Raw genomic sequence first — 24190 nt, 5'->3', positions numbered from 1 at the left:
AACCCATTCACGACGAACTGTTTGCAGACTATGGGTTTAAGAGCCCATCTGCCAATCTGAGGCCTTAGGGATAAATACGCTTCCAATCGGCTTTCATATCGACCATGGGCCAGCCTTTGGACGTTGCTTCATCTAAGCCTTTGTTTAACTGACCGATATGGGAGTCGCGATCATATTTCCACTCACGCTTGTCATCGGTATGGTGGATGTACATAGGTAAACGTAGGCCGTCACCCGCCGCGGTCCATTGCAACATGGCCAAGTCGCCATCCGAATTACCAAAGGCGGCTATGGGTCTGCGGCCTATACGTTCATATATTTCCTGCACTTTCATTTCTTTATCGTCGTTCACTAAGAAATTTGGCATACGTTTTAATGTTGGCTTACCGTCAACCAAGCTGAACTCGGTCTCAAAGGTACTGCCCACCACTTGCTCTGGGGGAATATGGTAAACGCCTTCCACCCAAGCCCGCATAAAACCCGTGCCGCCACCGGAAACGATAAAGGTCTTAAAGCCATTAGCACGCAGGTAATCCAGCAGCTCTAACATAGGTTGGAACACCATTTCGGTGTACTTTTTCCCTGTGGTGGGGTGCTTGGCCGTCGCAATCCAGTCCTTCACTATGGCATCGAACTCATCGGTGCTCATGCCGGAATGGGTCGCATAAATCACTTTCACCAAGTCTTCGGTATGCAGCTTGCTCACATCGCCCTTAAGCACGCTGGCGAAGGGTTCCTCGGTTTTCCATTCGGGATGGCTTGGAGCCAGGGTTTTGAGGCGGTCGAGGGCAAACAACACTTGAAAGTACATGGGCTGTTCAGACCATAGGGTGCCGTCGTTGTCAAAGGTCGCGATCCGCTCGGCTTCTGGCACAAAATATTGAGAATTCTTATCCGTCACTTGCTGCACAAACTGTGTAATGGCCGCCTTGGCCTTGCCATCGTTCCAAGATGCCAAAGGGTCACTCTGGGCCGCGTAAGCTTGCCCCACCAGCAACATACTAACGAGTAACAACATCCAATTGCGGTATAGTCGTATGATTCTCACAGGGTATCTCCTTATTACGATCGGTAATGTCCCTCTATGACTCAGAGGCTTTGGGTTCGGATAACACTTTTCCAGCGGCTACTTTTTCGGTTAGTAAGGGTTGCGTCTCTAATGCAACGAGGGCCTTAGGTAAGGCCAACCCCATTCGGACTCGCTTAATGCGCTTCCAGAGGTAGATAAAATCCGCCCGACGAGTCGAATGGGTTTGTAACCTCAGGGCAGCAGCTTGCCAATCTGGCTCTGTGGATGCCGCTGTCATCGACAGTAATTGTTTGCGTCGACGTAAGCGTCGGTACAAGAGTGCTCGACAGGTTTGCCACTCACCTCGGCGCAGGGCGCGGTAAAACACTAACCACACGGGAATAGGATGGGTTTGGTAATACGCTTTCCCCCAGCGCATCAATAACCCCAATATCGCCGCGCTTAACAGCAGGGTGAATAGTGTCCATGCGTGGTACTTCAACCAAGAACTCAGGGTATGCTTGACCTTAATAGTCTTCCCTTCCAACACTATCTGCTCCAACTGGCCGCTTTGAGTGTTCCACCACCAGAGTCGATACTCGGACCAGCTCACATCGCCGCCATGCTGCAACACATAGGTTTGGCTATCGATTCGGCTCGACACATAACCTTCACGGCTTTGTTTATCCACCAGCTCGGGAGAACTGGGATACAGCTTCCAATCGGAAGAAGCTTGCGCCGGCATAAGATTGGGCAGCAGCACAGATAGGGAATCATTGGCCTCAATATGAATGGTGCGCACTAGGCTATCCCCCACCTTGAGTACCTCAGCCTCATTTGGGCTCCACTCCTGCTGCACTTTGACGTCCGATGCCGCAAACCAAGCCTTTGTGCTGGCAAGCTCGGCACTGGGCAGAGCCACCCGAAATCCCATCGCAGGGGTTGTAAGCGTGACAGCTTGTTTGTCGCCATTGACGCCAGCCACCTGAGTGATGACTGTAGCTTCTGGCACACTAAAATCACCGCTGGTTTGTGGATAGAGGGCGATTTCCCAGCGCTGCCGCGACCAAGTCTGGCCGTCTTCCTGCTCGGTATAGTTAACGGCAAAGGTATTGCGTTGCTTCACTAACACATTGGGGATTTCAATGCCCTTTATCTGAGTGCCCGAGGTAAACCAGCGGTTGGTCGACACCTCAATCTGCAACAATATCTGCTCCGTCGGCGCCCATAGCTTTTCAGTTCCATCGGGATTTGCATCCGGTTTTTCACCCAACCACGCCTTCACTTTGACTGCGGTGGCGGGCTCAGTAGGTAGGGCATCGTCCGTCTGCGTCTGCGCCTGGGCATGGGTTACCAGCAGCAAACCATTCAATACTAAGGTGATGAACATCAAAGCGATGACTCTTATTGCCATCAATCTCGCACCGCCGATGACTGGCTTTATCGATACTCGCACTCTACTGCCAAATAGCGTTTTGTCGCTGCTCAGTGCACTGATTGCATGACTCATGGCTGCAATCCTCCCTTGGCGTTATCAGTGCTCTGTGCGCCCTTAGGTTGCAGGTTTTGCAGCTGAAACTTCGCCCGTAAAAATTGTTCGGGATTAGCCTCGACTCGCTTTAGCCAGACTTCGGCCAATTTAGGATCGCCTAACATCTGCTCCGCCGTCAGGTTTTGCGACTGCATTTTATCCTGTGAGGTTTGTTCATCGGCGCCTTCGGCGGTCTGCGGCTGATCATCCGGCAACTCGATGGAGGTTTCCTGATCGCCCATACTGTTGGCTTGGGAGGCACTCGCTTGATTGATTTCATCAATAAGCCCTTGGATAACCTTAAGATTATGCTCGATATCGGCTTTGAGTTCGGGAGCAATATCCTGCTTCTTCGCCAGCGTCCTCAATAGCTTACGCGCCGCGATATATTCCCGCTGCCGAGCTAATGCGCTGGCGGCGTAATAGGCGCCAAGATCGGTTTGTACCTGCATAAAGGCCGAGTGGGCGAGCTTATACTCGCCGCCATAGTAGTAGGCGATGCCCTTGTTGAGCACCGAATGGTAAGCCGCTGCCGCCTTGGCAAATTCACCCCTATTAAACCAGAGTGCGCCTTGTTGATCCGGCGTTAGCCACAGATCCAACCACCATTGCCAACTCCGCTCGGCAAAGCTGACTTGTGTCACTTGGGGCTCGGTGGCCGCCTTAGAAACGGTGATTTCGGCATAGGCCTGTTGCGGCGCAATACTCGGTAGCGTTAACGCTAACACTAGGCTCCACTTCACCAACCAGCCCCGGCGAAACCACAGCAAACTGAGCAAAGCTAAGGGCCAAAGCAACCAATAGCCCTCATCTAACCAAGGCATGCTGGTGTCATTATTTAGCATGCTAAAGCGTTCAATTTTGCGCTCAAGTGCCTGAATATCCGCATCATCTATTGTCATGCGGTACAGACTGCCACCCGTGCTATCGGCCAAGTTGGCAAGAGAGTCAACATCCACAGGCACCTGCGATTGAACATCGGGATCGCCGATCGCCAAGATCAACAGTTGATAGGGAGGATGTTCAAACTGCTCGGTAAAATATCGTTCAAAGGCATCGATAGTGAGTTGGTCAACGCCGTCTGTAAGCAGTAAGACACTGTTGCCCGTATTCGCGGGTAATTGCTCAGCGAGCTGACTCAGTGCGGTTTGCGCCGCCTTGCCCGATAACGGCATCACCTCAGGGCTGATCGCCTCAAGGTAAGGCTGCAGCACCTTAGCGTCGCTGGTAACGGGCATAGCCACATGGGCGCTGCCCGCAAACACCATCAACCCCGTCTTACCGCCGCTTCGTGCCGCGATTAAATCCAAGATCTTATGTTTAGCGCGGCTGAGTCTATCCGGTGCCACGTCCTGTTGTTTCATACTCTCACTGCTGTCGAGCAACACCATCAGCGCGGCATCGTCCTCACCAAAGGGTGACGCTTCACGCTCCCAGGTCGGTCCCGCACAGATAATTACCGCCAATAACAGCAATAACATTAAGATTTTCAACGGTAATTGACTGCGCCAACCGCCTTGATTCAACGTGAGCGCACTGCGCAAATGGTTGGGAAAAAATACTAGCCGTTGCTGCACATCATCCCGGCGCCAACGCAGCATCAGCACCATGGCGAGCGGAATGAGGGTCAATAACCAGAGTGGCCGAATAAAATGAAACTGCGCCAACATTTGCAGTTCTAAATGCCAATCACTCATTGGCCACCTCGGTGCGGCTGAACATTTGCCGCAGCGTCATCCAACTGAAAATCAACAAGTGTAAGGCGAGCACAATGGCAATCAGATAGTAATGCAGGGTAATTTTCGGGCGGAAACTGGCGCTGCTGTATTGCTGCGGCTCTAGCTTATCGATCAGCTTATACGCCTTATCCAATTCCGCTTGGTCGATAGCGATAAAGGCGCGCGCCTGAGTGAGCTGCGACACCCTTTGAACCACCTCCATATCCATTGGCTGCTCGCCCACATGGGTTGGATCGCCCATGGCAATAGTGTAAATCTTGATGCCTCTCGCGGCGGCAATCTTGGCGGCATCCACGGGTTCAACAAAGCTGCCAGTATCGTTACCATCGGTCAGCACTATCATCACCTGCTGCTCCGATGGCTGCGGATTTTGCTCGAACACTTTAATGCCAAGACCAATCGCATCGCCAAGATGGGTGCTCTGCCCCGCCATCCCCGTTTGCGCTTCCTCTAGCAAGCTTAACCACACCTGCTGATCGGCGGTAAATGGCGTTTGGATAAAGGCGGCATCCCCAAACAAGATCAGCCCAAACCGGTCGCCACTGCGTTTGGCGATAAATGTTTTTAAGACGTTTTTCGCCGCGTTTAAGCGGGTTAAGGTACTGCCATCGGCGGTGGTAAAATCCGCCTCATCCATCGAGCCAGACAAGTCCACTAACATGAGGACGTCCCGCCCGAAGGCTTCGCGGGTTTGCACTTCACCTAGGATACTGGGTTTAGCCAATGCGGTGACAATCAACAGCCAAGAGAGGATCAGCATGCCCCGCTGCCAATGTTTCGGGCTGAGCAGGCCAGCGGCAACTTTGGGAGTCTCGTTCAATGCCCGAAGGATTTCGGTAAAGAACGGCACTTTGATTGCGTCTTCGCGGCTACGGTACGCGGGCACAAACCAGTACACCAGCACGGGCAGCGGCAACAGGATAAACGCCCAAGGATAAGCAAACTCAAGCTGATCCATGGCGAGCCTCCGGCAATTGATGCCCGCTTAACCACTGGCTTAGCCCTTGGCGCACAGCGCTAAAATCGGGGCGAGCGGCATTAGGATCTTCAAGGCATTTTAGCCACTGCTGAAACGATTCGTCGTTCGCGAGGTGAGCCTTCGTATGGTAACGCCCCATCTGCTCGAGCAAGGGAGCACCGTAGAGGGAGGCATTTTTCGGCTCTAAGTAGACCATCACGATTTTAATAATCTTCATCATCTGCGTCGGCCAATGCGGATCCTCCGCCGACAGACTCAGCAAGGCCGTTATCGCCTCCTGGCGGTAACGGTTTCGCCACCAGAAAATCCCCTTGAGATACAGGCGATAACCCAGATACAGCAGCAATACCAGCAGCAATATTTGCCAGCCCAGAGTCTGTGGCCACCAGCTCACAGGATCGGGCTGAGCCACGTCTTTTAACTCCCTCAGCATGTAGCTGCTGGGAGGAGACTGAGTTGCACCAAACAGTAAGATTGCCGTCATTGGATATCACTCAGGGTACGAGCCAGTTGCAGCAGATGATCGCCTTGAGTGCCGATTTCAATAAAGGGCATACGCTGCATTGCCATCAGATTTTTGAGTTGGGTTTGTTTCTCAAGATATTGTTTTTGCAGCGCCTTATTCACCTCGGCCGTTTGTTGTCCCTTCTGTAATGCCAACTGATATTGGCCATCACCCACCACCCAAGTGCTGCTAACACTATCCTCGGGCACATGGGTTTCCATCGGATCAGAGATAAAAATACACAGCACATCATTATGCTGCTGCAGGTACTTTAACTGTTTGAGGGATTGGTTATCGGCATCGGCAAAGTCGCTGACAATCACTAGCGTTGCGGCTTTGAGGCTGCGCTGACTTAAGATTTGCATCCACTGGGCGAAACTTACCCGTTTGCTATCTCGGCTCGCCGCGCTCAGAGAATGATTGGCTTGGATAAGCCTATCTAATCCCATTAAAAAATGCGCCGTACCACGCTTTGCCGAGCACCAATGCAGCTGCTGAGTCGCGGATATCAACAGCCCAACCCTGTCATTATTGGCCAGCGCCAGCCAGCCCATTAAAGCGGCAATCTCGGCGGCCACGACGGATTTCATATGGCTCACCGAGCCAAAATACATGGAGCTACGTTGGTCAACGCAGAGGATTACTTGGCGATCTTTCTCTTCGGTGTAACTGCGCACATGGGGCTTACCCGTGCGCTGGGTGACCTTCCAATCCATTTGACGAATATCATCACCCAGTTGGTAGTGACGCAGCTCTTCAAAGTTCAGCCCACGCCCCCGTTGATGCGATTGATAACGGCCAGAAAGATGCGCCCGAGAGTAACGCAGACTAAGCATTTTGATTTGCGTCGTCTGTCCCTGCAATCGCACCAGTTGCGGCAAACTGGCGTAGATACGGGAGTCCTGTTGCTTAGCGGCAGCGGACATGGACGACTGAGTTCGAGTGGATGCGGCCAGAGATGCGAGCGCCATAGCCGTTATCCAATACTGACCACATCGAGCAGTTCATGCACCAGATCGCGCTGATTGACTCCATCCGCTAATGCCTCATAGGAGAGGCTCAACCTATGGCCCAACACTAAAATCGCCACCTCACGCACATCGTCCACCAGCACATGGTCGCGGCCATTTAGCCAAGCCAAGGCGCGGGCACATTTGTCTAGCGCAATGGATGCCCGTGGGCTGGCGCCAATCATCAGCCAGCTGGCTAACTTAGATTGGGGATATTGCTCTGGCTGGCGCGTCGCCATCACTAAATCGATAATATAGTTCTCCACCATATCCGATAGCGTCACGGCCGCAATTTGCTGCCGCGCCTTGAGAATACTGGCGGGATCTATGGTGATGGTTTGCGGTTTTTCGGCGCTAAACACGCCGTTCTCCTCACTGCGGACGAGGCGCACTATGTCACGCTCGGCTTCTTTTGTAGGGTATTCCACCGAAGCTTTGATCAGGAAACGATCCATCTGCGCCTCGGGCAGCGGATAGGTGCCTTCCTGCTCGATGGGGTTTTGCGTCGCCAGCACCATAAAGAGTTCGGGCAGCACATGGGTTTGCCCCGCCACGGTAATAGTGCCTTCGGCCATGGCCTCTAACAGCGCCGCCTGCACCTTGGCGGGGGCACGGTTAATTTCATCGGCCAGCACGATTTGGTTGAACACTGGCCCCGGCTGAAACCTGAGTGTCGATTTCCCCTCAGCCTCGTGAAGCACCTCAGTGCCCGTCACATCGGAGGGCAAGAGATCCGGCGTAAACTGGATCCGGCCAAAGGAAATCGCCAAGGCATTGGCCAAGGCTTTAACCGAGCGGGTTTTTGCCGTTCCGGGCAAACCTTCGAGCAGCACATGGCCGCTACACAGTAAGCCCAAAATCAGACTGCGGATCACTGTGCGTTGCCCTACGACTTGAGATTCAACCTGTTCAATTAAGGCGAGAATATCCCCGTGGGCACGCGTTTGTGTGTTAGCCATTGGTTCCATGTGGTTGTCCTAGCAATACGGCCAATCCCGTCAGAATTGGCAACGAATAATCGAAAAATGCTTTAATCCCTGGACACAGATAATTAAGCCCTTCTTCCCCATCTGGGGTTTTCAGCAGGCGATTTTTAGGGCATTCGCCCCAACAGAGTTTGAGATAAGGGCAGTCTTTACAGTATTGGGGTAACGAGTCGCGCTTCGCCATACCAAAGGTTAATTGCCGGGTTGAGAACGCCATTTCATTTAAAGGACGCTCGCGCACATTGGCAATCTTATATTCGGGGTAAACATAATGGTCACAGCTAAAGACATCGCCATTATGCTCAATGGCTAAGCCCTTACCGCAAAACTCAGCGGTAATACAAAGCTGCGCCGGTTTACCCATCACTTGGGCGACCGCCGTCTCAAACAGGTTAACCAGTACTCGGCCAAGATCGTTGTTGATCCACTCTTCAAAGGTAACGACAAGGAACTTGCCCCAGTCATCGGCATCGACTGACCAATCCGTCACCACCGACATAGGATGCCCAGGCTTTGCCAGCTCGCTGCCGACTGTGGGTACCATGCTGCTGTTCCAAAACTGTGGTGCCGTGGTTTTAAAATCGCTGGGTTCAACCACAGGATTGAACTGGATATAGGTCGCGCCCAACTCTTTGGTGACAAAGCGATAAACTTCGAGCGGGTACTTAACGTTGTGGCGGTTAACCGTCACTAAAGCATTAAAACGCACCTTGTATTGTTTGAGTTTTTCGACCGCAGCCATCACTAAATGAAAGGTTGGCTTGCCGCTGCGGGTCACACGATATTTGTTATGGAGTTCTTCGGGACCGTCGATGGATAAACCCACGAGGAAATTATGTTCGGCAAGAAACTGGCACCACTCATCGTTTAATAGGATGCCGTTGGTTTGCAGATCGTTTTCAATTTTAACGCCCACGGGCTGATATTTTTTCTGTAGCTGAACTACCTTGCGATAGTAGTCCACGCCTAACAGGGTCGGCTCGCCACCCTGCCATGAGAATACGATTTCGTCGCCATCTTGGCTTTCGATATAACCTTTAATAAAGGCTTCGAGGGTCGCATCATCCATCTCTGGTTGCTTAGGCTGATGCAATAAGCCTTCTTTGTGCAGATAAAAACAATATTGGCAATCGATGTTACATTTCGCCCCACCGGGTTTAGCCATCACGTGAAAACGACGTTGGTAATCGGGATGCTCTCCAAGTGCTTTTGCAGCTGATTTTAACGGTACAACATCGAGTATCGTTGATGCTCGCATTGAAGTTTTCGTCATGCAGACTTCCTTGTATTGGCTGACGTTCACATGAACGTCAGCCAATTTCTATTTAAAAAACAGCTTGTTTATCTAGGAACAAACGTACCAGCTTCCATCCGCGGTGGGAACTCTTTAAAGCTTTCCATCACTTCAGCAACCTTAGCCATGGCGGGGCCTAACAAGAATGCACGTTCGTACATCCAAGTGTTGTAGCCCATACCTTTGTCACCCTTCTCGAATGGATCGACACTGAGGTCGAAAATCAAAGGTACACGCAGCTTAGTGAATGGATATTGCCAAACCGCAAAGCCCGTTTCATGCTCTTGGATCATGAAGTGGAACTTGAATTGGTTGTAACGCAATGCCAATAAGTCACCGTCGTCACTCCAGTAGACGAACTCTTTACGAGCCGACTCTTGGGTTTTATCGGTGAAGTAAGGCAGTTGGTTGTAACCATCGAGGTGCACTTTGTAGGTTTGTTTACCGACCTTTTTACTCTTGAGTAATTCTTTCTCAACGCCTTCACCGCCTGCTGCGGCGACTAAGGTTGGGAAAAAGTCTTCCAAAGAGACCATACCGTTTTTAGTAGTTCCAGGCTTAATGTGTCCAGGCCATTTGATCATGCCAGGCACACGGAATGCACCTTCCCAGCCAGTGTTTTTCTCACTGCGGAAGGGCGTCATACCCGCATCAGGCCACATGTCGACCATTGGACCGTTATCCGAGGTGTAGATGATGATAGTGTTATCATCAATACCCAGATCTTTGATCTTCTTCAGTAACTTACCCACCTCATCGTCGTGCTGCTTCATACCATCGGCATAGAATCCGGCACCGGTTTTACCGGCATAGGAGTCAGGCACGTGGGTATAGTTGTGCATACGCGTGGTGTTAAACCAAGTGAAGAAGGGTTTATCCGCCTTAACTTGCTTCTCGATAAAGGTTTCGGCCGCATCGAGGAACTCGCCATCGACGGTTTCCATACGCTTACGGGTTAGTGGACCTGTATCTTCGATTTTGCCATCGGCATAGGAATGGATGACGCCGCGTGGCCAAACTTCTTACGGAAGGCGGGATCTTTAGGATAATCGACGTTTTCAGGCTCTTCTTCGGCATTGAGGTGGTACAAGTTACCAAAGAATTCGTCGAAACCATGGTTAGTCGGCAAATGCTCGTCGCGGTCGCCTAAGTGGTTTTTACCAAATTGACCCGTTGCATAACCTAAATTTTTTAACATAGTTGCAATGGTGGGATCTTTTTCGCTAATCCCTTCGGGGGCGCCTGGCATACCGACTTTAGATAGACCTGTGCGCTTAGGCATCTGGCCAGTAATAAAGGCACTACGACCCGCGGTAGAACTCTGCTGAGCATAAAAGTTAGTAAACTTAGTTCCTTCTGCGGCAATACTGTCAATATTGGGCGTGCTATATGCCAACATTCCATTGTTGTAGGTACTTAAGTTCCAGTAACCCACATCATCACCAAAAATTACCAGAATATTTGGTTTATCTGCAGCATAGGCTGTCACTGACGCGGCGCCCAAAGCAAGTGTGCAGGCATTTAGCACAAACTTATTTGAGCGCGTTTTTTTCCTGTACTCATAAAGACTCCATTTTTACGGTTGGGGGTGATCTCATCTCTCACAAAAAATAAACATCCCACTCAGGCTAGACCTAATTTGTACAAGAAACAATCATCAAAATGTTTTAAGATACATAAATCAAATTTATGAATTGAAGATTATGGGTTTAAATTTATGGATTTAAATTTAGTGCGCACCTTTTTAGTCGTGGCCGAATGCCAGTCCTACACTAAAGCCGCTGAACATTTACAATTAACGCAACCCGCAATCAGCGCCGCAATTAAACGCTTAGAAAATCGCTATGGCGAAAACCTTTTTATCAAGCAAGGTCGAGGAATCGAACTCTCCAGTAAAGGGCAACAATTGATCCCCGCATTTCGCCAAGCCCTTAGCATCATCGAAAATGCGATGAACATGCGCACCCAATTTAATGTTTGCTGCAATGAATCACTGATAAGTGCATTATTTCCAATTGAAAACATTAACTTGCAAGAATCATCACCAGAGAAACACCATCTATTTGAACACCTTCGCCACGAAAAAACTGACATCATAGTCGACAGTTTTCTGACCCGAGATAGCGCCTTTATGGTGGAAGAAATTTACTTAGAACCCTTAGTCGTTATTTGCCGTCGTGACCATCCACGAATTCAGCACAGCATTACTAAAGAGGCCTTTTATAACGAAGAACATGCACTTTATAGTGGCACCTGGGATAAAATTCGCGCCTTCGAACTCTTTGCCAATGAACCGATTGAAGAACGCAAAATTGCATTAATTTGTCACTCCATCGCCAGCATTGCGCTCAATATTGCTCAGAGTGATTCTATCGCCGTTATCGCACGCACATTTGCCGAGCAATGGGCCGATAAATTAAACCTGCAAATATTAACCTGCCCCTTTAAGACCGACTTTATTCCCTATCATTTGGTCTATCACAAACGGGAAATTAAAAATCCCTACCACAAAAAAATCAGAGAAGAAATAAAAGCCAAGATAAAGGCCTTGGATAGGCATTAGTCGCTAATCCGAACTTCAACAATGGGTATCAATGTAACCATTGCACCCGTAACTATTCCCAGAATACCGCCGCAATATCACCGTCACGGGTGAATCTATCACGCTACCGTTTACCTAAATTCAATCTCAAGTTTAACTTTTTGCTGTTACTTAGGTACTATGGGTTTGTTTATTATCAAGTTATGAATGGATTCTGCTGATAACGCCCCCGCACAATAGCCTCAGTTTCCACCTAGTCCCGGTCTTGATTGGGATGCGATTAACAAGATACAAACCATTTTTAACAACGCGACATTACACTCGCCGATACACAGTAAATTGGTAGAAATAAGGATGCTTTCTATGAACAAAGGACTGATTCTCGCAGCCATACTCCTTGGCTGTTCTTCTCACTTGGCCCTCGCACAGACATGCGATATCGAGATCAAAGGCGAAGTTCCGGCTCACATCAGCCTAGATAAACTGTTTGTCTCAGTCTATCAGCGGAATATTCCCGTAACTGCACATCAATTTAGTGTCTGTGCCACCAAGAAAGATCTCAATGTCACAGGCCAACATAACCCCAATAATAAGGTTTATCTGGTCGATAAGAGCACGGATACACCACTTTACCTTTATAGCAGCCTAGTGTTTGTGCAAACCAAGCAAATAGAGTTAGACAGCATTTCAACACTAGCTAACTATGCCTGCGATAGTCGCTGCGGTTACTACTCGCACCAAAGGATCCAAGATGATGCAGAGCTAATATCACTCGCTCAGCAATACAGCCAAATTGATGCTAAAGCCAAAGCCGAACGTTCCGCTTTCACCCTTAAACATCAAGCAACGCTCGGCCAGCTGTATACCAAGGTGGCTGATATAAAGGCGCTTGATGCAAACCGCATGACCGAAATCAACAATCCAGATCTCTGGGTCGACCCTTATAGCGGCGCGGGATTATTCTTTGATAGTAAAGCCAACTTACAATCTACTGCCTTTATGGAAGGGATTGGTGACAAGATCCGCAACATCATGAATCAAAACCCCGATCTCAAACCACTAGTCACACCCCACGAGAAAGATTTAAGCGTAATTGGTGAGGGCGGCTTAAGCTGGGAGCAAAAAGGTGAGGCTATCGACGCGCTGGCCGCACAGTTTAAAACCTACAATCAGCCGAAACTCGACGAAATCGGCAAAATCCTTAAAGACAGCTACCGAAATGCGTCCCCTCGCTTCCAAGATTATTTGTCAAACAAGGATAAAACGCCCTTTGCAGCGCTTAACCAAGCCGACAGCACGTTTGAACTCGTGCTAGCCAACTGGACACTAGCCGCCTACAGTCATAGCAAAGATAAACAAAAGTTCTCCGCCCTTTTTACCGAGCGCTTTAAACAAGAACAGTTGCCAATACAAGATAAGGAACTGGATAGCGCCCTCTCTCGCCTTATCACACTCCCCAATCACTTAGGTCAGCAGAAATTGGCCGATGGTTATAAAAATATCCAAATTGAGTTTAAGGACAGACTCAGTCCTTCCAACGAGCGCTATGACTTTAAAGATGATCTACAGAGCCTAAGCTTTATCTATGAACAAGGCGCATGGCGACTAGACAACCTAAGCCAAGTACCAATGAATCACTATGAGCTATAGAAGCGAGTGTTAGTAATCCTCTAGGGCGGGTGAACTTAAATCGTACGGTTTTGTTTATCAGTGGATATAAGCCTAAATTTATATCCACTTCAAATGCGAACACCGACACCTGAAACTTTCATAAGAGAAGTGATAACAGTCCCTCTTGAATCTCTCTTGCCGCTATTCACCACATGCTGTACGCTAGGTTAAATTTTGATTAATAAACAACAGTTAAGATGTTACTTAATCAATACCGATTTAGTGTTAACGATAAATTTCGCTAATCAAAATAGCGATGAAATGAGTCAGGGAAGAGCAGCTCATCAAAATGAGCTATGCAAGGATAAGTTTTCAATACCCACCTTAACAATGCTCCCCTCTCAAACAATTGTGATTCTGGCTAAAGTTCATTCGACGATTAACTGATAGCTTTATGATTGTTTTTCTTAAAATTTATTGTCTGTATTTGCTGTCTGGTAGCAAGTGCCATGGGCGGTAGCGTGCTTACATACTTGGATAAAAGCACCGCCATTAACTTCAAAGCTAAAACCGACCTCCCTGCTTATGAACGAGTAAAACAACTACATTCGTTGGAACCCACATGCAGAATAAAGAAAAAATTGCGGTGTTTATTGATGCCGATAATGCGCCAGCCAGAAAGTTTGATGTGGTACTCGCTGAGCTTGCAAAACACGGTCTCATCAGTATTCGAAAAGCTTATGGTAACTGGAAAAGCCCGAACCTAAAGCCATGGGAAGATATCCTCCATGAATATGCCATTCAGCCTATTCAACAATTCGATTTAACCAAAGGTAAAAATGCCAGTGATATAGCTTTAGTTATTGATGTTATGGATATTCTTTACACAAAGGATATAGACATCATTTGCTTAATTTCTTCGGATTGCGACTTTACTCCCCTTGTGACCAGAGCCTTAGCCGACGGTAAAACCGTTTTTGGTTTCGGTGAACGTAAAGCACCAGCCGCTTTCGTAAATAGCTGCTCTCGCTTCCTCTACCTCGATGCTGAACCTGTAGTCGTCGCAGAAGAAATTGAGGTGATATCAGAAGTAACCCAGCCGCCACCAACGACACCAGACGCAGTCAGTAAAACCGAGCAAGCTCAGCCCAAAACCGCGATTCCACAAAAATGCAATTTAAAAAGTGACACCAAACTGATCAACCTTTTGCGCCAAGCCATAGAAGCAACCGAAGAGGAAGAAGGCTGGGCACAACTTGGTCACATTGGCTCGCATATATCCAATCACAGCTCATTCGATCAACGAAACTACGGATTTAAAAAACTCAGCGATCTCTTTGCCGCAATAGATCTCTTCGAAATGCGTAAAACCCACGGCTCAGTGCTATGGGTAAGAGATATAAAACGAGCAAAGAAGAATGGAAGGTAACTATATTAATTTACAACATAATAAAAACTAACATATTAACCAAAGAGAAAAAATTATGAAATTATTCAAAACTAAATTTGAGCTTACTCTTAGCTCAATTATGTTAGCTCTTTATATAAGTTCAATTATTATTTTTTCAATCCTATATTTCCTCGAGATAATAAAATCACCTAAAATTGAACCACTGATAGGAGGTGGTCTTGTTAGTTTAATTGCTGTTTTTATTCAATTTCTCATGCAGTATCAAGATTTTAAAAACAATGAAAAACTAACCAAGAGTGGCGTTGTTAACTTTTTAGAAAGAAGAGATGACAAAGATTATTATGAAAAGATAATTAAAACAACAAAAGAGAAACTAAATCTTTTATTTTATACAGGAAAACGGTTTTCTGAAGATTTCTGTCAAGATTTCGATGGTGACAATGCAATTATAGAAGCACTAAAAAAAGGAGTTAAAATAAGGTTATTATTAATAGACGAATCACTTTTACCAGATGATGAAAAAGACAATTTTAGAATTGCAGAAAACAACTTCAAAAGATTAAAAATCAAATACAAAGATAACTTTGACTATAGATACTACAAACACATTCAAACTCACAACATTTTCATGAATGAAAGTTCAGCAATAATTGGACCTTATTTCCATAAAAAGAAAAGCAAATACAGCAATTCAATTCATTTCAAATCAAATTCACCATACGTAACTGATTTTATAAACTTCTTCGAGGCTGAATGGGAAGAATGTACATGATAAAAATAACAATACCATTTAGACTACATTTAAACTTATTAGCCATGCACTCATGTAAATACAGAAAGTATGGTGGATTAGGTTTTTCAATCCTAAACAATAGCAATTACCTCACAGCAGAAGAATATGTAGAAAATAAAATAACAATTAAAGGAGATTGCAACAATATCTTAAGAATACAAAAGATAGAAAATATCCTTAATGACATTAAAGAAAAATATAAACTTAAAAATTCTATAAAAATTGAACTTCATGGATATTATTATTTTCATATAGGTCTTGGGGTTGGTACAGCGGTGACACTTGCTTGCATAGAAGCTTTATTTTTATGTAATAAAATAAGCGTAGAACACAATAAAATAATCGAAGAATCTAAACGCGGAGGTACATCAGGAATTGGAATTAATACATATTTCAGCGGTGGATTTGTAATCGATATTGGAATAAAATCAGATAATAATGAACATCTTCCATCATCACAAAAAAGCACACGTTCAACATCTAATGTACTGGCAAGATGTGATTTCCCAAATTGGGAATTTGGGATTATCCTTCCTAAAAAAAGAAATGAGATATCAGATATAAATGAGGTCGAATTTTTCAAAAACACATGCCCAATTCCAGATTCAGAGGCATATTTTGCTACATACCTAGCAATATTTGGAACTTTCTCCAGTATAAAAGAATCTAATTATGAACTATTTTGCTCTAGTATAAATGAAACGCAAAATACATTTTGGAAGAAGTCTGAGATAACTCAGAGCAATTCGAATATTAATCTAATTAATTATTTAAACAGCCTAAAAGTAGACTGTGCAGGAATGAGTAGTTTTGGAAACAGTATTTACTTTTTTTCAAGAAACATTAGAAAAATTGAAACCTGTCTAGATAAAGATAACTATAATTTGATGACTTTTAGTGCTTGCAATACTGGAAGAGACATTGAATATGTTTGAAATAATATTTTTTACATCTAATCGAACAAAAACACAGCATGCCCAATACTTAGTAAGAAATTACGATGTAAAAATATCCAATTTCAGAGAAAAAACTTACCATGCAAATTATGACGAACCTAGAATTAGCGATCGGGAAAAACTGTTAAAAGAAAGCCTTGATAGCGCTAAAGACAAAGCCATTTCTGCAGGACTAAGTCCGAACCAACCCTTCATATTAGAAGATACATCAGTAATAATTGATGCCTTAAGTAAAAACAATCTAGAATATCCAGGCACTGATATAAAATACTGGATGCGAGAAACTAACTTTGAGACAATTGATTTACAATTATTATTTTCAAACAACAATAGAAACGTCATAGTTAGGTCTGACCTTGTGTTATACTTACCGACAATACCGCCATACGAATTTTACTTTTCTAGCTATACAAAGGGCACCATAACAGAAAAAGTTAATTATGACTTACAAACAAACCCGATATATCCATGGCTAGATAACAAAACATTCAACAAATGGTTTTGCCCCGAGGCTGAATCAACAATAATTAGCGAGATGCCTATTGAAGTTGCCGACAAATATGATTTTAGAAAGGGAGCATTCCAAGATCTATTAAATTTTCTTCATAAAAAAAATTTAATAACAAATAAAACAAAAACGACTAGAATACAAAGAGATGCCTCATTCCTATCCAGTTTGCACATTGTTGTTGGGCTTAGCTGCACAGGAAAGACAACGATTGCTGACTATCTAGCAGAAAAACATTCATTTTTACATATTGAAGCATCAGACTTCATGCATTTAATTTATTTAGAAACACATGGAGAAAGAAGTGATGTTAAAATAGGTGAGTTTGCTCAAAGAATTCTTAAAGAGCGACCGACCTTAGTTGCTGAAAAAGTACTTGATTTTCTAGAAAAATACAACTGGTCAAATGTAATAATTACTGGTTTTAGGAAAGCTGAAGAAGTTGATTTCATCTTAGATAACTACCTAACATCAGGAGAGATAAAAGTAATAAATATTACAGCAAGCTCAGAGTTAAGAATTAAAAGAAAATTAATTAGAAATCGAAGTGAAACAACAAACACTACAGAAAACTTAGAAGAAAGAGATCTTAGAGAACTTGGAATGGGGCTTGAGATTCTGCAAAAAAGAAGTGGAATTCTGACCATTGAAAATAACGAAACAAAATCTATTTATTACGAAAAGTATTCAAGCGAATGTTTAAAATCCGACACATATAACACTGAAACAATTGAAAAATCAAAAATAGATGGTAATAAGCAAAGACTATATGACTTAGTTATAATAACATTATACAGATTGAAAACTGACGGAGAAAAGAGTAATTATCTCACAACGGGTGAGATTTGCAGAAACCTTAATAACTTCTTCATGCTAGACAAGCCTAAATTTAGAGAGAATATTGGGAGACTTTTAAATATGAAGTTCGATGTTTTCTTTGAAGTAAAATACGATAAAAAAAATAGAAGAAAAACATATCGGCTTTCAAACACGGGGGTTGGACATGCAAAGCTATTGCTTAAAAAATACAGTTTATAACTCATATCAAAAATATGGCCGGCATAACTCTTTATGGTCTAACACCCAACACTGAGTTCACAGAAGTTCACCTTTCCCCTCGGAGTTGCCGCAGTGCATTTGCGTTCGTTGCGTGAGCGAGGCATGGATGCCGAGATAGCGTCAGTCGAATCAGGGACGAGCTTTTTTCAAATTCAGTTAAACTTACAGTGCAAAAGCCTGCGGCAGGCAATTAGGGAATACTGAAGCTTACAGCACGGCTGTAGTCCATTCACAGCATCTATCTCTGCCGAGATAACATCAATCACTCTGGCGCTGTCAGCGCCAAAAACAAAACCCCGACTCAGTTACCCGAGTCGGGGTTTTCATTTTCTTTTATAACTATTTGGGTTTTAAGCGATTAAGCTAAAGACCACAGATGCTTTTTGCGCAGGATAAATCGTGTTAGTACAAGGCGCTGTGAGCGTAGCATACGTTGTTTGTATGTGAGCGAGCAGCAACGCCGTAATAACCGATTTAAACCAGCAAAAATTACATCATGCCGCCCATTCCACCCATTCCACCCATACCGCCCATATCTGGCGCATCAGCTTTTGGCAGTTCAGCTACCATTGCTTCGGTGGTGATCATCAGGCCTGCGATAGACGCTGCGAATTGCAGTGCGCTACGGGTCACTTTAGTTGGGTCAAGGATACCCATTTCTAGCATGTCACCGTAGGTGTCGTTGCCCGCGTTGTAACCGTAGTTACCGCTGCCGTGTTTCACATTGTTCGCCACAACAGAGGCTTCTTCGCCTGCGTTGGTCGCGATTTGACGCAGTGGCGCTTCCATTGCACGCAGTGCGATAACCACACCGTGTTTTTGGTCTTCGTTAGCCACTTCAACGTCAGCAATCTTAGAAGCAACACGTACCAGAGCAACACCGCCGCCAGGTACCACGCCTTCTTCAACCGCAGCTCGGGTTGCGTGCAGCGCGTCTTCTACGCGAGCTTTTTTCTCTTTCATTTCAACTTCGGTCGCTGCACCGACTTTGATTACCGCAACACCGCCAGCTAATTTAGCCATACGCTCTTGCAGTTTTTCTTTGTCGTAGTCTGAAGTTGATTCTTCGATTTGTTGCTTGATTTGGCTAACGCGCGCTTCGATTTGCGCTTGTTCGCCGTTACCATCGATGATGGTGGTGTTGTCTTTAGTGATCACAACACGCTTAGCTGTACCTAAATCTTCTAAGGTTGCTTTTTCAAGCTCTAAACCGATTTCTTCAGCGATTACAGTACCGCCAGTTAAAATCGCTACGTCTTGCAGCATTGCCTTACGACGGTCACCAAAGCCTGGGGCTTTAACCGCAGCCACTTTTACGATACCGCGCATGTTGTTCACAACTAGCGTTGCTAAGGCTTCGCCTTCAACGTCTTCGGCAACGATCAGTAATGGCTTGCCGGTTTTTGCCAGACCTTCAAGGATTGGCAACAGTTCGCGAATGTTAGAAATTTTCTTGTCTACTAACAGTACGAATGGGTGATCTAATTCAACGCTGCCAGTTTCTGGCTTGTTGATGAAGTATGGAGACAGGTAGCCACGGTCGAACTGCATACCTTCTACTACGTCCAGTTCGTTTTCCAGTGCTTGACCTTCTTCAACGGTGATCACGCCTTCTTTACCGACTTTTTCCATTGCAGTGGCAATGATTTGGCCGATTGACTCGTCAGAGTTAGCAGAGATAGTACCTACTTGAGCGATAGCTTTTGAGTCGGCGCAATCTTGAGAAAGGTTTTTCAGCTCGATAACGGCTGCAGCAACGGCTTTATCGATACCGCGCTTTAAGTCCATTGGGTTCATGCCCGCTGCAACGGCTTTTAAGCCTTCAGTTACAATGGCTTGTGCCAGTACGGTTGCAGTAGTGGTACCGTCACCGGCGGCGTCGTTGGCTTTAGAAGCAACTTCTTTCACCATTTGCGCGCCCATGTTTTCGAATTTGTCTTCTAATTCGATTTCTTTTGCAACAGACACACCGTCTTTAGTGATCAGTGGAGAGCCAAAGCTCTTGTCTAATACCACGTTACGGCCTTTAGGGCCTAAGGTCACTTTCACTGCGTTAGCCAGAATGTTTACACCAGCCAGCATTTTTACGCGTGCGTCATTACCAAATACAACTTCTTTAGCTGCCATATTGAGTATCCTTTAAATTTTTGATGATTAATTGGAATGTCGAATTGATGTCGTGGATTAACCTACGATGGCCATCAGGTCAGCTTCTGACAGGATCAAGACTTCTTGACCGTCGATTTTTTCTTTCTTCACACCGTAACCTTCATTGAAGATCACTACATCACCTACTTTCACATCTAGCGGTCTTACAGTGCCATTTTCGAGAATACGGCCGTTGCCTACTGCCAGTACTTCTCCGCGAGTCGATTTTTCAGCGGCGCTACCAGTTAATACAATGCCACCCGCTGAAGTTGATTCAACTTCTAAACGCTTAACGATTACGCGGTCATGTAATGGACGAATATTCATCTATGAACTCTCCTAATGATTTAATGCCCAACAATCGAGGCGATTTTGTGATGAAAAAGAGGAAGCGTATTCGCCGTCCCCTTTGATGTCTGTGATATGGGGTTAGCCCCCGCCAGATCCAAGTGCCTTTACAAAAAAAAATTCATTTTTTTGATGTCAGTTTTTTCAAGCGAGCACAATCCTGTTAGAATTCCGCCTCCGCTCGCAAACAAGGCACCATTTCCCCATGCAAGACAGACACGGGCTGCTTAGCGCGCCAATTGGTCGTGTACTGCTCAACATGAGCCTCCCTAACTTGATTGGCATTATGACCATTCTGGGTTTTAGCCTCGCTGACACTTTTTTTATCAGCCAGTTAGGGACAGAAGCCTTAGCGGCGATCAGTTTTACCTTTCCGGTGACCTTGATTATTTCCAGCATTGCGATTGGGATTGGCGCTGGCGTATCGACCAACCTTGGCAGGCTGATTGGCTCGGGTAATGCCCCTCGTGCCAAAGTGTTTTTGCACGATGCACTGCTGCTGACCTTTATCCTGATCGCCAGTTTATCCGCCCTAGGTAGCATTTTTATTAAGCCACTATTTAGTTTGCTTGGTGCCAATGACACCAGTCTGCCGCTGATCCACGACTATATGGTGTATTGGTATGTGGGCGCGCCACTGTTGGTGTTATTGATGGTGGGGAATCAGGGATTACGCTCGACCGGAGATACCCGCTCCCCCGCGATGATTATGGCGCTGGCGGCGATCATCAACTTAATTCTCGATCCTTTATTAATCTTCGGTATCGGGCCGTTTCCGCGCTTAGAGATCCAAGGCGCGGCGATAGCGACGCTGTGTTCCTGGCTGGTCGCCTTGTCGCTCTCGGGTTATTTATTGATGATTAAGCGCAATATGTTGGAGTGGGCGGCATTTGATATCGATAGAATGCGCGCCAACTGGAGTAAGCTCGCCCATATCGCCCAGCCCGCGGCACTGATGAATTTAATCAACCCACTCGCCAATGCGGTGATTATGGCGATGCTGGCGCATATCGACCACAGCGCCGTCGCGGCCTTTGGTGCGGGCACGCGCTTAGAATCGGTGCTCTTGATTGTAGTGATGGCGCTTTCATCAAGCTTAATGCCATTTATCGCGCAAAATCTCGGTGCTGGGCAGCCGCAAAGGGCCAAACAGGCACTGCTGTTATCGCTGAAATTTATCTTAGTATTCCAAACTTTACTCTATATTCCGCTGGCGTTTTTGGCCCAGCCTATCGCCCATTTATTCAGCACCGATCCGCAGGTGTTAGAGTGGTTAAGCTTCTATATTCTGGTGCTGCCCTGCGCATACGGCCCCTTGGGCATAGTGATCATCTTTGCCACGGCGCTTAATGCCTACCATAGGCCGATGAGTTCGTTAGTGATTAACCTGTGCCGCTTAGTGCTATTGATGCTGCCACTGGCGGCGCTGGGATCTTATATTGATGGCGTAAAAGGCTTATTACTCGCGCTCCCCATCACCAACCTCTTGATGGGGATTGCCTGTTATTACTTAGCGCAGCGGATTTGCGAGCCGACCAAGGTCACGACCGCCGACGCTATTTAGGTTGTGCTTTTTAGGCTAAAACGCACATCATTGGGTGGGAAGGGCTCCTCCGATGCCTTACAAACTCGGCGCACACTTTGCGTGCTGAGATTAGTTGGTACACCTTTCGGCGCCAGTTCTTTAATAATAAAGTCGATAAAGCGTCTGCTGGCCAAGCTTACATAACGCCTTGATGGGTAGGCCAAATAGCATTCGCCAGGATGGGACTCTATCTCAGGTAACAGGGTAATTAGCTGCCCTGAAGCCACAAAATCAGCCACAACTTCCGCAGGCGCATACACAATGCCGCGCCCTTGCAGAGCAAACTCTACCGCGACCTCGACACTGTTGGAGCAGAAATTCCCCCGAACCCGAACTTCCTGTTCTGCACCAATCCATAACTCATTAAAGATCTTGCCATTTGAGAGCCTAAATAAAGCCACATTATGGGACTCAATCTCCTGTGGAGTCTGCGGCATACCATGTTGCACTAGGTATTGGGGACTGGCATAAAAACGCAAATCCGTGGTGAATATCGGCCGCACCACTAAATCTAAGGTATCTAATGCGTGTTCGACCACAAAGGCTACATCGAGATTATTCTTCACCATATCAACAGATTCTGCGCTACTAATCACTTCAACCGTGAGCTTGGGATGCAGATCCATAAAACGAAAAATGGCTTGCATCAACACATTCATACTGTGGATAGGAAACATTTGAATGCGGAGATGGCCACTGATCTCAGCATCTTCGTTAGTCATCTCAAACAGAGTTTCATCGAGCTGCGCCAAGATATTCTGTGAACGTTGGTAAAAATGGCTTCCAGCCGAGGTCAGCGTCATCGAGCGGCTCTGTCGGTGGAATAGCTTGATATTCAGCTCATCTTCCAATGCCTGTAAACGCCGACTCACGGTCGATTTTGGTAAGTTAAGCAAATCCGCCGCTTCAATCAAACTGCCGGTTTCAGCGATTCGGTGAAATAACGCGAGGTCCTCTGTATTCATTTTTAACTTAATATCAATCTCATTATGTGGGATTGATAATCCCAAAGTATCCCGTTTATTGCAACAACTTTAGCTGATAACTTCGCGCCCCTGAAATGCTGATAAATTGTTATTGAGGACTCTCCACCATGAAAGCTTATCGACTTATTCCCTTGGCGGCGTTATTGCCAGCCCTGCTTACAGCCTGCACGCCAGCGGAAAGCTCGGTACAGGCGAGTGTCATCAGACCCGTAAAACTGTTTGAGGTTGCCAAACTCGAGGGCGGAGATTTTAGAACCTTCCCCGCGCGGGTGAGCGCCAATAGTCGTGCAGAATTGTCCTTTCGCATTTCTGGGCAACTTACAGAGTTGGCGCTGGTAGAGGGGCAAAGTGTTAACCAAGGTAGCCTATTGGCTAAACTGGACGACAGGGATGCCTATAACAATTTAATGACCCGCGAAGCAGACCATGAACTGTTAGCGGCGGATTTTCAGCGTAAAACTGAACTCCTAAAGCGTAAATCAATCTCCCAAGCCGAGTTTGATAGCGCCCAAGCACAGCTTAAATCGGCCAAAGCCGCCTTAGCTGCCGCCCGTGACCAGTTAAGTTATACCAAGCTTATCGCCCCTTTTAGTGGCACTGTGGCCAAACGTTTAGTGGATAACCACCAAATTGTGCAGGCTAATCAAGGAATATTAACCCTACAAAACAACCATTTGCTCGATGTAAGTATCCAAGTACCCGAGTCGATGGCCGCGGGTTTAAACACTTATATCCAGCAGCAAAAGTTTGTCGCTAAAGTGCGTTTTAGTGCATTAGCAGGCATGGAGTTTGATGCGAAATTCAAGGAGTACTCCACCCAAGTCACGCCTGGGACTCAGGCCTACGAAGTAGTGTTTTCCTTACCTCAACCTAAAGATATTCAATTACTTCCAGGGATGAGTGCCGAGTTAACCCTCGCCTTAGTAAAGACGCCAGACCAAACCGCTTCGGCCATAGTGCCAGTCACCGCCATCGATAAACGCGACCAAGACGGCCAAGTTCAAGTATGGGTGTATCAGTCTCAGTCGGGTGAAGTGAAACCCACTGCCGTCACCTTAGGGCGTGTCACTACTCAAGGCATCGAAGTCTTAGGCGGCATCAACAAGGGCGACTTGATTGTGAGTGCAGGAGTTTCCCAGTTATCCGATGGGATGAAAGTCAAACCACTACGCTGGCAGCGCGGAGTGTAA

Annotated in this window: 19 protein-coding genes and 1 pseudogene; 8 read left to right on the top strand and 12 right to left on the bottom strand. The window is 46.3% G+C overall.

Features of this window, described 5'->3' with window-relative positions:
• Positions 1 to 64 precede the first annotated feature (64 nt).
• The 9 genes and pseudogenes from CF168_RS03020 to CF168_RS02980 all read right to left on the bottom strand — a co-directional run bounded on the left by CF168_RS03020 (position 65) and on the right by CF168_RS02980 (position 10616).
• The gene (locus CF168_RS03020) at positions 65 to 1048 is read right to left on the bottom strand and encodes an HAD family hydrolase (protein ID WP_089066926.1); all 984 of its coding nucleotides are present in this window, start codon (positions 1046 to 1048) and stop codon (positions 65 to 67) included.
• A 34-nt stretch (positions 1049 to 1082) separates the two neighbouring features.
• Positions 1083 to 2519, bottom strand: a complete 1437-nt coding sequence (locus CF168_RS03015) for a BatD family protein (protein WP_089066925.1) — start codon at positions 2517 to 2519, stop codon at positions 1083 to 1085.
• A complete protein-coding gene (locus tag CF168_RS03010) occupies positions 2516 to 4237 on the bottom strand; it encodes a VWA domain-containing protein (protein ID WP_089066924.1) in 1722 nt (573 codons plus the stop codon). The genes CF168_RS03015 and CF168_RS03010 overlap by 4 nt, the downstream gene beginning before the upstream one ends.
• On the bottom strand, positions 4230 to 5237 hold the full coding sequence (locus tag CF168_RS03005; protein WP_089066923.1) for a VWA domain-containing protein: 1008 nt from the start codon (positions 5235 to 5237) through the stop codon (positions 4230 to 4232). The genes CF168_RS03010 and CF168_RS03005 overlap by 8 nt, the downstream gene beginning before the upstream one ends.
• A complete protein-coding gene (locus CF168_RS03000) occupies positions 5224 to 5742 on the bottom strand; it encodes a DUF4381 domain-containing protein (protein ID WP_089066922.1) in 519 nt (172 codons plus the stop codon). The genes CF168_RS03005 and CF168_RS03000 overlap by 14 nt, the downstream gene beginning before the upstream one ends.
• Positions 5739 to 6734 (bottom strand): DUF58 domain-containing protein, encoded by a 996-nt coding sequence (locus CF168_RS02995; RefSeq protein ID WP_089066921.1) that lies wholly within the window; start codon positions 6732 to 6734, stop codon positions 5739 to 5741. Before CF168_RS02995 ends, CF168_RS03000 begins: the two co-directional genes overlap by 4 nt.
• A 5-nt stretch (positions 6735 to 6739) precedes the next feature.
• Positions 6740 to 7741, bottom strand: coding sequence for an AAA family ATPase (locus tag CF168_RS02990; protein WP_089066920.1), 1002 nt, complete (start codon positions 7739 to 7741; stop codon positions 6740 to 6742).
• Complete coding sequence (locus CF168_RS02985; RefSeq protein WP_089066919.1) at positions 7725 to 9032, bottom strand: anaerobic sulfatase maturase; 1308 nt, start codon at positions 9030 to 9032, stop codon at positions 7725 to 7727. The genes CF168_RS02990 and CF168_RS02985 overlap by 17 nt, the downstream gene beginning before the upstream one ends.
• A gap of 68 nt (positions 9033 to 9100) precedes the next feature.
• Positions 9101 to 10616, bottom strand: a pseudogene (locus CF168_RS02980) (arylsulfatase).
• 154 nt (positions 10617 to 10770) lie between these two features.
• Between CF168_RS02980 and CF168_RS02975 the strand changes: the two are divergent.
• From CF168_RS02975 to CF168_RS02950, 6 genes are all read left to right on the top strand, one after another.
• Positions 10771 to 11616, top strand: coding sequence for a LysR family transcriptional regulator (locus CF168_RS02975; protein WP_089066918.1), 846 nt, complete (start codon positions 10771 to 10773; stop codon positions 11614 to 11616).
• Between the two features lie 342 nt (positions 11617 to 11958).
• Positions 11959 to 13245 carry a hypothetical protein gene (locus CF168_RS02970; protein ID WP_089066917.1) on the top strand — a complete coding sequence of 429 codons (1287 nt, stop codon included), beginning with the start codon at positions 11959 to 11961 and terminating at the stop codon, positions 13243 to 13245.
• Between the two features lie 583 nt (positions 13246 to 13828).
• Positions 13829 to 14635 (top strand): NYN domain-containing protein, encoded by an 807-nt coding sequence (locus CF168_RS02965; RefSeq protein ID WP_089066916.1) that lies wholly within the window; start codon positions 13829 to 13831, stop codon positions 14633 to 14635.
• Positions 14636 to 14690: 55 nt separating this feature from the next.
• Positions 14691 to 15389, top strand: coding sequence for a hypothetical protein (locus CF168_RS02960; protein ID WP_089066915.1), 699 nt, complete (start codon positions 14691 to 14693; stop codon positions 15387 to 15389).
• Positions 15386 to 16345, top strand: coding sequence for a beta-ribofuranosylaminobenzene 5'-phosphate synthase family protein (locus CF168_RS02955; RefSeq protein WP_157705918.1), 960 nt, complete (start codon positions 15386 to 15388; stop codon positions 16343 to 16345). The genes CF168_RS02960 and CF168_RS02955 overlap by 4 nt, the downstream gene beginning before the upstream one ends.
• Positions 16308 to 17912 (top strand): non-canonical purine NTP pyrophosphatase, encoded by a 1605-nt coding sequence (locus tag CF168_RS02950; RefSeq protein ID WP_206191655.1) that lies wholly within the window; start codon positions 16308 to 16310, stop codon positions 17910 to 17912. Before CF168_RS02955 ends, CF168_RS02950 begins: the two co-directional genes overlap by 38 nt.
• Positions 17913 to 18422: 510 nt before the next feature.
• On the opposite strand, the gene groL is transcribed toward CF168_RS02950, so the two are convergent.
• Both groL and CF168_RS02940 read right to left on the bottom strand, forming a co-directional pair.
• Positions 18423 to 20060: a chaperonin GroEL gene (gene groL, locus CF168_RS02945; RefSeq protein ID WP_089066912.1), complete on the bottom strand. Its 1638-nt coding sequence runs from the start codon at positions 20058 to 20060 to the stop codon at positions 18423 to 18425.
• Between the two features lie 57 nt (positions 20061 to 20117).
• The gene (locus CF168_RS02940; protein ID WP_011071021.1) at positions 20118 to 20408 is read right to left on the bottom strand and encodes a co-chaperone GroES; all 291 of its coding nucleotides are present in this window, start codon (positions 20406 to 20408) and stop codon (positions 20118 to 20120) included.
• A 226-nt stretch (positions 20409 to 20634) separates the two neighbouring features.
• Here CF168_RS02940 and CF168_RS02935 point away from each other — a divergent pair, with 226 nt between their 5' ends.
• A complete protein-coding gene (locus CF168_RS02935; RefSeq protein WP_089066911.1) occupies positions 20635 to 21993 on the top strand; it encodes an MATE family efflux transporter in 1359 nt (452 codons plus the stop codon).
• Here the strand turns inward: CF168_RS02935 and CF168_RS02930 are convergent.
• Positions 21990 to 22979: a LysR family transcriptional regulator gene (locus tag CF168_RS02930; protein WP_089066910.1), complete on the bottom strand. Its 990-nt coding sequence runs from the start codon at positions 22977 to 22979 to the stop codon at positions 21990 to 21992. The two genes, CF168_RS02935 and CF168_RS02930, sit on opposite strands and share 4 nt — an antisense overlap.
• A gap of 128 nt (positions 22980 to 23107) precedes the next feature.
• Here CF168_RS02930 and CF168_RS02925 point away from each other — a divergent pair, with 128 nt between their 5' ends.
• Entirely contained in the window at positions 23108 to 24190 is a 1083-nt protein-coding gene (locus CF168_RS02925) for an efflux RND transporter periplasmic adaptor subunit (protein WP_089066909.1), read from the top strand.

It is taken from the genome of Shewanella bicestrii (genome assembly GCF_002216875.1).
In the GTDB taxonomy this organism is placed as follows: Bacteria; Pseudomonadota; Gammaproteobacteria; order Enterobacterales; family Shewanellaceae; genus Shewanella; species Shewanella seohaensis.
This window is presented reverse-complemented; position numbering and strand designations above follow the sequence as displayed.

Coding starts and splice junctions, on each gene's coding strand:
- CF168_RS02975 (WP_089066918.1), top strand. CDS start 10,771: ATGGATTTAAATTTAGTGCGCACCTTTTTAGTCGTGGCCGAATGCCAG.
- CF168_RS02925 (WP_089066909.1), top strand. CDS start 23,108: ATGAAAGCTTATCGACTTATTCCCTTGGCGGCGTTATTGCCAGCCCTG.
- CF168_RS03010 (WP_089066924.1), bottom strand. CDS start 4,237: ATGAGTGATTGGCATTTAGAACTGCAAATGTTGGCGCAGTTTCATTTT.
- CF168_RS02985 (WP_089066919.1), bottom strand. CDS start 9,032: ATGACGAAAACTTCAATGCGAGCATCAACGATACTCGATGTTGTACCG.
- CF168_RS02930 (WP_089066910.1), bottom strand. CDS start 22,979: ATGAATACAGAGGACCTCGCGTTATTTCACCGAATCGCTGAAACCGGC.
- CF168_RS03000 (WP_089066922.1), bottom strand. CDS start 5,742: ATGACGGCAATCTTACTGTTTGGTGCAACTCAGTCTCCTCCCAGCAGC.
- CF168_RS02995 (WP_089066921.1), bottom strand. CDS start 6,734: ATGGCGCTCGCATCTCTGGCCGCATCCACTCGAACTCAGTCGTCCATG.
- CF168_RS02935 (WP_089066911.1), top strand. CDS start 20,635: ATGCAAGACAGACACGGGCTGCTTAGCGCGCCAATTGGTCGTGTACTG.
- CF168_RS02970 (WP_089066917.1), top strand. CDS start 11,959: ATGAACAAAGGACTGATTCTCGCAGCCATACTCCTTGGCTGTTCTTCT.
- CF168_RS02960 (WP_089066915.1), top strand. CDS start 14,691: ATGAAATTATTCAAAACTAAATTTGAGCTTACTCTTAGCTCAATTATG.
- CF168_RS02965 (WP_089066916.1), top strand. CDS start 13,829: ATGCAGAATAAAGAAAAAATTGCGGTGTTTATTGATGCCGATAATGCG.
- CF168_RS02940 (WP_011071021.1), bottom strand. CDS start 20,408: ATGAATATTCGTCCATTACATGACCGCGTAATCGTTAAGCGTTTAGAA.
- groL (WP_089066912.1), bottom strand. CDS start 20,060: ATGGCAGCTAAAGAAGTTGTATTTGGTAATGACGCACGCGTAAAAATG.
- CF168_RS02990 (WP_089066920.1), bottom strand. CDS start 7,741: ATGGAACCAATGGCTAACACACAAACGCGTGCCCACGGGGATATTCTC.
- CF168_RS03005 (WP_089066923.1), bottom strand. CDS start 5,237: ATGGATCAGCTTGAGTTTGCTTATCCTTGGGCGTTTATCCTGTTGCCG.
- CF168_RS03015 (WP_089066925.1), bottom strand. CDS start 2,519: ATGAGTCATGCAATCAGTGCACTGAGCAGCGACAAAACGCTATTTGGC.
- CF168_RS02955 (WP_157705918.1), top strand. CDS start 15,386: ATGATAAAAATAACAATACCATTTAGACTACATTTAAACTTATTAGCC.